Raw genomic sequence first — 9,104 nt, forward strand, 5'->3', positions numbered from 1 at the left:
TAACAAAAATAAATGGCAACAATGAATAAATCTATATTCTATATTTTACTACTGATGGCACTTCCGCTCTGCTTTACAGGGTGCAGGAAGGAAGTACGTCCCACCAGCATGACGATAAAAGATTCCGTCAGGCACTATTACCCTATCAAGCAAGGTCAGCAACTCGATATCATGTTTACCATCACCAACACGGGAGACGCTCCGTTAATCATTTCAGAAATGCAACCTTCCTGTGGCTGTATCATTCTGGATAAAAGTTCGCATATCATCATTCCCGAAGACGGTATCAGGCAATTCAAGGCAACCTACAACAGCATCAAGAATGTAGGCGAAGTGGTTCACCGCATCCGGATTTTCGGCAATATGCTCCCAAATGGAAAAGCAGAACTAAAATTTGATGTTAACGTAGTCCCCGACGCAGATTATACACGTGATTATGAAGAACTCTATCAGGATTTCAACACTAAAAACGGCATTGTCAGGGAGATGGTAGACGGAAAAGAATCCGAACTAGGATATTATGTAGGAGAACCCTAATAATAAGTATTAAGTATTAAACGACTGGCTAATACTTAATACTTGATATTGATACTTATCTCTACGGATGTATTTCTTTGAATGTGGTATTTTCTTCTTTTACATTCTGGATGGTTTGTTTTAACTCCCCAATCGGCAAGTCATATCCATACCAGCCTGTATAGCAATCCACCACATACCATTTCCCGTCGGCCTGCAATTCGAACTCGACACGCAAATCCACTTCGGACTCTTCATAGCCCGCTTCAAAGATTTTGTGTTTCGGTTCATTCAGCGTAAACTTGGAGACATAAATTCCCCCTTCTTCCTGGGTGATACGTTCTTCCTTCATAGTTTCGCTATCCAGCAACGGCCATTTTTCCTCGGTGAAAGGGAACGTTTTTTCGGTTTCGCCGTCATCTGCCAACAAAGTAATCGGGGTCTTTAATGGGAACTTGATACGAGTATACTGGAAGGCTGCACTGGAAGTAAATTTATCCAGAAACGATTTGAAATCTTCACCGTCTTGCGTAGTCAGTTCACTATCGGCTTTTGCCTTGGAACTATTACCGCAGGAGATAAACGAAACACCGGCGAGCAGCAGCATAGCCAGCAAGCAGCATACAAACTTTTTAGCTCTCATAACACTATACAAATTAAGAGTTTAATTGACGGCGCAAAGATAATGACAAGTTTGGCATCTTGGTTATTTTAAGAACTAAATATTTGCGCCTATATAATCAATTTCCCAAATCTATGTATGTTTCAGATATTCATAACCGAAGCGACAGTACAGACACTTTCGCTTATCACAATACTCTTTTTGCAACTGTATCAACGCCTGACTATCCGCCGCACTGACAACCGGAAGCCCGGCATCACTCCACGAACGGATAATATGATTGCTCTCCGCCTTCAATTCTTCCAGAAAACGTCCGGCACGTTCACACATTCGTTCATCTGCCTTATGCAAGCCGTATGTATAAAGAAAAGGAACCACTGTATTTATGATTATCAAATCCTTGGAACGCTCTCCCATCGCCTTCTCCTTTTGTGAAGAAAGTCGTCCGAATAAATAATGATTTTCCCAATAGAGAGACGTACGGGCATTCAGCAAGGTTCTCACATCTGCCAGAGTTTCCGCTTCCAGCAAACGTGAAAACAACTTATCCCCTTTCTGATAGAGATAAGCCAACTGCGCCAGACGAATATGCGGAAAGTTTTCCGGACGAAGCCGTAGAAAACGCCATAACGTAGCATCCATCCCCTGCCCGATTTCAAACTTCCGCTGCAAATAACGGAACTCCTTACAAAGACGGAGACTATACTCGTCTTCCTGTTCCTTTTTCAGAAACGTTTCTTCCAACAATCCCGCCAAGCCATAGAAAAAAGCCTCTATCTGAAACAAATCATTCCGGTGCTTGTCCATCGCCCGAAACGGCAGTAATCCCGCCCACGTCTCAAAAGCATCTCCATTTAAGCCAAAACCGAAATTACGGGCAAGGGTGATAAAAAAAGCATCTTCCCAATTACGGTTACAATGTTTGAGACGCTGTGTGATTAATTGCGCTTTCTGCTCCAAACGTTCCGTTTGCAAAGCGGTCAGCCAGGAATGAATGGTAAGTTTGGGAAGAGAGGCAAGAATGGGATAGCAAGCCGGATAATGATCCGCGACACAAAGTTCGTGGTAATGCAATTGCACATTTTCCGGACAGGTAAGTAACAGTTGCGGTATCTGTTCACCGTTGGAACGGGTTATTTCCGTATCTGCTTCGCTTACTACATGAAGAATCACAGAATCGTATGTTTTGTCAGAATGATGTCCGTGGCGGAACCAGTCGGAAGAATGTGTATGTATTTCGATGTTTCCCACCCATAAGGCGCCGTCAATCTTTAGTTTCGCGTTGAAAAAGTCGGGACCGGCGTTGGGGTTTTGCAGACCGGGGTCAATCACTTCTACCGGTAAGCCGTTGGTGGTTTGCAGTACTTTCAGGGGAAATAATTTATGCTTCCACACGTAGTGGAGAAGATGTTCCATGTTAACAAGACGTTAATGTGCGCTGCAAATGTAATAAAAATCTTATCTTTGCGACTATTATTTTGAATATAAGTCAGAAAACAATGAAAATAGCACTGATCGGTTACGGAAAGATGGGCAAAGAGATAGAAAAGGTTGCCCGTAGTCGCGGACATGAAATCGTCTGCATCATTGACATCAATAATCAGGATGACTTCGAATCGGAAGCATTCAAATCGGCCGATGTGGCCATTGAGTTTACCAATCCGATGGTAGCTTACAGCAATTATATGAAAGCGTTCAAAGCCGGTGTGAAACTGGTATCGGGCAGTACCGGATGGATGGCCGAGCACGGCGAAGAAATCAAGAAGCTCTGCACGGAAGGGGGCAAAACACTCTTCTGGTCGTCCAACTTCAGCCTGGGAGTCAGCATCTTCTCCGCTCTCAACAAGTATCTGGCTAAAATCATGAATCAGTTCCCTGCATACGATGTCACCATGAGCGAGACACATCATATCCACAAGCTGGATGCCCCCAGCGGAACAGCTATTACACTGGCGGAAGGTATTCTGGAAAAGATAGACCGTAAGGACAAATGGGTGAAAGGAACTTTCCTTGCGCCGGACGGAGCCATTAGCGGAACCAACGATTGTGCTCCTAACGAACTTCCTATCAGCTCGATCCGTGAGGGTGAAGTTTTCGGACTTCATACCATCCGTTATGAGTCCGATGTAGACACCATTTCTATCACCCACGATGCCAAGAGCCGCGGCGGGTTTGTATTGGGAGCCGTATTGGCAGCCGAATATACTGCTACACACGAAGGTTTTTTGGGTATGAGTGATTTATTCCCGTTCTTAAATGACTAAAATATCAGAAGCTAGTTCTAAACAAATATAACATTATGAGACAAGCCACACGCGCACAATGGATCAAATGTGCCACTGCTATTCTACTTTACCTCATCTTCCTAATCTGGGTACGGAGTTGGTGGGGATTAATTGTTGTTCCTTTCATTTTCGATATTTATATCACAAAGAAAATTCCCTGGTCTTTTTGGAAGAAGTCGAAGAATCCGGCTGTCCGCAGTATCATGAGCTGGGTAGACGCCATCGTGTTTGCGTTGGTTGCTGTCTACTTCGTCAATATCTACATCTTCCAGAATTATCAGATTCCTTCTTCTTCGCTGGAAAAATCATTGCTGGTGGGCGACTTCCTGTATGTGAGCAAGATGAGTTACGGTCCCCGCGTACCGAACACTCCCCTTTCCATGCCGTTGGCGCAGCATACATTACCTGTCTTCAATACTAAATCATATATCGAGTGGCCACAATGGAAGTACAAACGGGTACCGGGCTTCGGCAAAGTGAAACTGAATGACATTGTTGTCTTCAACTTCCCCGCAGGAGATACGGTAGCAGTGAACTACCAACAGACAACGGACTTCTATACGCTGGCTTATGGCGAGGGACAACGTATCTATTCCAAACAGATTGAAATGGATAGTCTGACACGCGCCCAGCAACGTGCCATCTATGATTTGTACTATGCTGCGGGACGTAAACAGATAATGAACAACCCGCGCACTTACGGTGAAGTCCTTTGGCGTCCGGTAGACCGTCGCGAGAATTATGTGAAGCGTTGTGTCGGCCTGCCCGGTGACACCCTTCAGATTGTAGACGGACAGGTGATGATTGACGGTAAAGCGATTGAGAACCCCGAAAACCTGCAATTCAACTATTTCGTACAGACCACCGGTCCGTACATTCCCGAAGATATGCTTCGTGAACTGGGTATCAGCAAGGACGACACCATGCTGATAGAAGACTCCGGCTGGGAAAGCGGACTGCTGGAAATGGGACTGGACAGCCGGAATGCACAGGGCAAACTGAATCCGGTATATCATTTCCCGCTAACCAAGAAGATGTATGAAACGCTTTTGGGCAACAAAAAGCTAATCAGCAAAATAGTAATGGAACCCGAAGATTATGCCGGACAGATGTATCCGCTCAATCTTTATACCAAATGGAACCGCAACAATTACGGTCCGATCTGGATTCCTGCCAAAGGAGCTACCATTACCCTCACAGAAGACAATCTGCCTATCTATGAGCGTTGCATCGTAGCCTACGAAGGCAATAAGCTGGAAGTGAAACCGGACGGTATCTACATCAACGGTGAAAAGACCAACGAGTACACCTTCAAAATGGATTATTACTGGATGATGGGTGACAACCGTCACAACTCCGCCGACTCCCGTTATTGGGGTTTTGTACCCGAAGATCACGTAGTGGGCAAACCGATTGTTGTATGGCTATCGCTTGACAAAGACCGTGGATGGTTCGACGGCAAGATTCGCTGGAACCGGCTCTTCAAGTGGGTAGACTGATAAGTGTACGGATAGAATAGAGTGATAAGGTGATAAAAGTTGATGAACATTCGTAAATTCAAATGGATACTAGCATTTGCCGGAGCAGTAGCCGTAGTGCTTCTGCTCCGGGGATTTGCTTTCACATCCTGCCTTATCCCTTCCACCGGCATGGAGAATTCCATTTTTCAGGGTGAACGTATCCTGGTCAACAAATGGAGTTACGGGCTGCGGGTTCCTTTCATGTCGCTTTTTTCTTATCACCGCTGGTGCGAGAGTCCTGTGCGTCGGCAAGACATCGTAGTATTCAATAATCCTGCCGGAATCCGGCAACCTGTCATCGACCGTCGGGAAATCTATATCAGCCGCTGTCTCGGAGTTCCGGGAGATACGTTATTGGTCGATTCTCTTTTCTCCGTTATTTCTCCGGAGGCACAGTTTAACCCGGATAAGAAAAGACTTTATTCGTATCCCGCCTCAAAAGAAAATCTGATTACGTCACTCATGCATACCCTTTCCATCACCAACGACGGATTGATGGGAAGTAATGACAGCACCCATGTACGCAGTTTCAGCCGTTACGAATATTATCTGTTGGAACAGGCCATGAATGGGAAAGAGAGTTTCGTCCAACCTTTGTCAAACAAAGAAGATGCCGAACCAAATCCGCTGATTGTCCCCGGAAAAGGGAAATTTATCCGGGTCTATCCCTGGAACATGACCTTGCTGCGGAATACCCTCGTGATGCACGAAGGCAAACAGGCAGAAATAAAGAACGACACTCTCTACGTGGACGGAAAACCCACACAACACTGTTATTTCACCAAAGATTACTATTGGATGGGGTCTAACAATACCGTCAACTTCTCCGACTCACGGCTCTTCGGATTTGTCCCGCAAGACCATATCATCGGAAAAGCCTCCATCATTTGGTTCTCTAAAGAAAAAGAAACAGGTTTATTTGACGGATATCGATGGAGGCGTTTCTTCAGAACAGTGAAATAATCTTCCGGATCATCAAAGAAACAACCCCTTCATAATATCTCATAATATCCTTAATAACAGAGCCTCCTAAACGAATTAAAATGAAAGAAATGAACATCGCTTATTTATCTTCAGCCTATCTCGCTCCCGTTGAATATTATACCAAACTACTGGCTTATGACAAGGTATTTGTAGAACAATACGACCACTATATAAAACAAACCTACCGCAACCGGTGCACCATTGCCGGCCCATCGGGTGAGTTAGCTCTTTCCATCCCAACCGTAAAGCCCGATACATTGAAGTGCCCAATGAAGGATATCCGCATCTCCGACCACGGCAACTGGAGACATCTGCACTGGAACGCCATCGAATCGGCCTACAACAATACTCCTTTCTTTGAGTACTACAAGGACGACTTCCGCCCCTTCTATGAAAAGAAATACGAGTTTTTAATCGATTTCAACGAAGAACTCTGCCGGATGGTCTGTGAACTGATTGATATTCACCCCACCATTGAGCGCACTTCCGAATATAAGATGGAGTTTGCTCCCGGAGAATCCGATTTTCGGGAAGTAATTCATCCGAAAAAGGATTTCAGGGAAGTGGATACAGAGTTTGTTCCACAACCTTACTATCAGGTTTTTGAGTCCAAACTGGGTTTCCTGCCTAATTTGAGTATCATAGATCTGTTGTTCAATATGGGACCGGAAAGTCTGTTGGTACTAGGCAAGCGATAACCTCACATTGTTTGTGCCCAGTATGTTATCCTTCATTTTTGCTAAAGTGAAATAAAGATATGGTAAATGATTTGAGAAACAAGAGAACTTTCTTATCTTTGTATTCGTTAGATACTTAATAATGAAAGGGAAATAGTTATGGATACAACTATGAATCAAGGTGTTTTTTTGAGTATACCAAAGTCTGATATAAAATTCTTCAAAGAGCTTGCAAAGAAAATGGGTTGGGACATTGATATCAGAGAAGACTTTTTAAAAGACTATATAGCATCACGTCCAAAAAGAGTGAATCTTTCTGAAGAAGAAATTCTTGCAGAATTAAATGCTATAAGATACGAGAAATGAGAATAATTATTGATACAAATCTATGGATTTCATTCATGCTAGGACGCAAGATTGCGACTATGCGCACATTACTTACCCATCCCTCATTAGAAATATATGTATGCCGTGAGCTGCTAGATGAATTCTATGATGTTTCTTCGCGGGAGAAAATACGAAAATATATTCGTCCGGAAGATCTAGACGATACACTTAAACTTATCCATTTATACGGGAAATATGTCGTCATCCAAACAAAAAGCAAATCAGAGATTAGAGACAAAAAAGATCTTTATTTACTCTCTCTAGCCGATACGATCAAAGCTAACTACATTGTTACTGGAGACAAAGATTTATTAGTCCTAGAAAAACATAACCGGACAAAAATTGTAACTATAACAGAGTTCATGAAGTTATTGTAGCCCTCCCATCTGGAGGAAGATGTTTACCGCTTCAAACTGTCATTATCTATAAATATTTCTATCATTGACAAAATGATTAGGGTTTAGCGATAGCGTCACATGTGATGTATCTCATATCATACTCTCAACTAAACCATAATCACTAAATGAGCTCTATAAAGCTGTTTATACCGCTACTTCTTCACGATTCTTCTCTTCATTAGATTCTGCCGCATCCAACCGATTCAATAAGTATCGTACATTCTGAAGATGTATATTGTTATTCCGATCCATTTTTTTAAATTGCCAACTGTTTTTAGTGGTATTCAGTATACAATTCATTAACGTTCCCACTGCATCAGCACTCTGGAAACGATTGGTATTGGAGATTTGCGTATTCATCATGTGCGCGCCGAATCCTCTAATCACCTCTTTCACACTTATCGACTTATAAGTACGGATGGCTTCAAAGGCCGCCACATTACTATAAAGCGTATTAGCTAAATCCTCCAGTCTCTTTCGATCTGTTCGTTCCACTAGATAGCTTTCAGGATTCATAAAACAATTGAGGGTCAGATAAAAAGACATCATTTCATCATCGGATGAAAAGATAGCGTGCATGAGTTGCGTCGTGTCCCCCGGACGGGCCTCCTGGTTGCTTAAAACTTCTTCCATAAGAATTTTAATTAATGGTGAATAAATTAAGTTTAATGGGGCGATACAGAAAGGTAGTTTTAAGGAATAAAAGAAGCGGTTCCGCCTGTCCCATTGCTCTTCACCATCCACAACAGGCAGTAGGTGCATTAACATCCTACATGGGGGTGCGAAACCGCCATATAGGAAAATGGGACAAGCATAAAAAAAGCTTGCCACATTAGATACAGCAGGCTTCCCTGCTGTGGATTTTGATAAAGAGCATTGCAAAGATAGAATATAAAATCAGAAAAGAGAAAAGAAAATCAGTATTAATTGAAGTTTACAGCAATAAGCTTAAGACAGAACCGTCTAAAGACTACTTGCAACTATAAGATTCATTTTGAAGGTTCACCGGTTTCACCTTTAGCTGAATGACTATAAATCAAAACTTTATGGTGAAAGAGGATGCAAAATACAGAAAGAACCATCCTTCACCTCCTTCACAATGGCAAATAAAACAATACGGCATCGCAGAGACGCTTACAAAGATAAAAATCCGAAGGATAAATGACAAGATAGCACTGTAGAGATGCTTACATCATATAGATTAATGGGTGTATACATCCAATTTGTTGGGTATATATATCCAATGTATTGGGCATATATATCCTGCACGTTGGATATATATATCCTGCGTCCTGGGTATATATATCCAACAACTCAAGTATTAATAACCTAGATACAAAGTATTAATAGCCTATAACTCAAGTATTAATACTTGATGGAGCGTTTGCTATGAGCATATTTATTTTAGCTTATAGCATATTCGTTTTTCCTTATAGCATATTTACTTTAGCTTATAGCATATAAAAGAATGGTGAAGGGAGTGAAGGATGAATATTTCTATATTTTGCACATACTTTCACCATAAGGTTTTGATTTATAGTCATTCAAGTAACCATACTATTTTCCGCCACGCCAATTTTATCGGCTGTCTTTCAGCCGATAAAATAAAAATGCCCGTAAGAAAATATTTTTGTTTTAACATTCCGGTTTATAGAAACATGGCAGAAGAGCCTTCTTGTCGCAGTCCTTACCATGAAGAATACATTCAAACAAGT

The 9,104-nt window shown here is 42.4% G+C and carries 11 protein-coding genes; 8 read left to right on the plus strand and 3 right to left on the minus strand.

From position 1 onward, the window contains the following. The first annotated feature begins 21 nt into the window (after positions 1–21). Positions 22–537, plus strand: a complete 516-nt coding sequence (locus tag DXA05_RS10955) for a DUF1573 domain-containing protein (protein ID WP_118407505.1) — start codon at positions 22–24, stop codon at positions 535–537. A 61-nt stretch (positions 538–598) separates the two neighbouring features. Here DXA05_RS10955 and DXA05_RS10960 read toward each other — a convergent pair whose 3' ends face one another. Together DXA05_RS10960 and DXA05_RS10965 are read right to left on the minus strand one after the other, a co-directional pair. Then, complete coding sequence (locus tag DXA05_RS10960; protein WP_004310342.1) at positions 599–1,159, minus strand: hypothetical protein; 561 nt, start codon at positions 1,157–1,159, stop codon at positions 599–601. Positions 1,160–1,270: 111 nt separating this feature from the next. Next, positions 1,271–2,554, minus strand: a complete 1,284-nt coding sequence (locus DXA05_RS10965; RefSeq protein WP_128859170.1) for a DUF2851 family protein — start codon at positions 2,552–2,554, stop codon at positions 1,271–1,273. 83 nt (positions 2,555–2,637) lie between these two features. Between DXA05_RS10965 and dapB the strand changes: the two genes are divergently transcribed. From dapB to DXA05_RS10995, 6 genes are all read left to right on the plus strand, one after another. Continuing rightward, a complete protein-coding gene (dapB, locus tag DXA05_RS10970; protein WP_087320937.1) occupies positions 2,638–3,402 on the plus strand; it encodes a 4-hydroxy-tetrahydrodipicolinate reductase in 765 nt (254 codons plus the stop codon). A 35-nt stretch (positions 3,403–3,437) separates the two neighbouring features. Then, complete coding sequence (gene lepB / locus DXA05_RS10975) at positions 3,438–4,922, plus strand: signal peptidase I (protein ID WP_004324267.1); 1,485 nt, start codon at positions 3,438–3,440, stop codon at positions 4,920–4,922. A 42-nt stretch (positions 4,923–4,964) separates the two neighbouring features. After that, the gene (gene lepB, locus DXA05_RS10980) at positions 4,965–5,906 is read left to right on the plus strand and encodes a signal peptidase I (RefSeq protein ID WP_128859171.1); all 942 of its coding nucleotides are present in this window, start codon (positions 4,965–4,967) and stop codon (positions 5,904–5,906) included. Positions 5,907–5,986: 80 nt separating this feature from the next. Next, positions 5,987–6,625 (plus strand): WbqC family protein, encoded by a 639-nt coding sequence (locus DXA05_RS10985; RefSeq protein ID WP_049701561.1) that lies wholly within the window; start codon positions 5,987–5,989, stop codon positions 6,623–6,625. A 138-nt stretch (positions 6,626–6,763) separates the two neighbouring features. Beyond that, complete coding sequence (locus DXA05_RS10990) at positions 6,764–6,970, plus strand: hypothetical protein (protein ID WP_022199954.1); 207 nt, start codon at positions 6,764–6,766, stop codon at positions 6,968–6,970. Further along, entirely contained in the window at positions 6,967–7,368 is a 402-nt protein-coding gene (locus DXA05_RS10995; RefSeq protein WP_008023883.1) for a putative toxin-antitoxin system toxin component, PIN family, read from the plus strand. Before DXA05_RS10990 ends, DXA05_RS10995 begins: the two co-directional genes overlap by 4 nt. Positions 7,369–7,533: 165 nt before the next feature. On the opposite strand, the gene DXA05_RS11000 is transcribed toward DXA05_RS10995, so the two are convergent. Further along, entirely contained in the window at positions 7,534–8,022 is a 489-nt protein-coding gene (locus DXA05_RS11000; protein ID WP_128859172.1) for a hypothetical protein, read from the minus strand. Between the two features lie 854 nt (positions 8,023–8,876). Here DXA05_RS11000 and DXA05_RS27475 point away from each other — a divergent pair. Then, positions 8,877–9,104, plus strand: a 228-nt coding sequence (locus tag DXA05_RS27475; protein WP_284515527.1) for a hypothetical protein, incomplete at its 3' end; no start/stop codon positions are given.

Origin of the sequence: Bacteroides sp. AM54-2NS (assembly GCF_003602935.1) — a bacterium.
GTDB lineage: Bacteria > Bacteroidota > Bacteroidia > Bacteroidales > Bacteroidaceae > Bacteroides > Bacteroides xylanisolvens.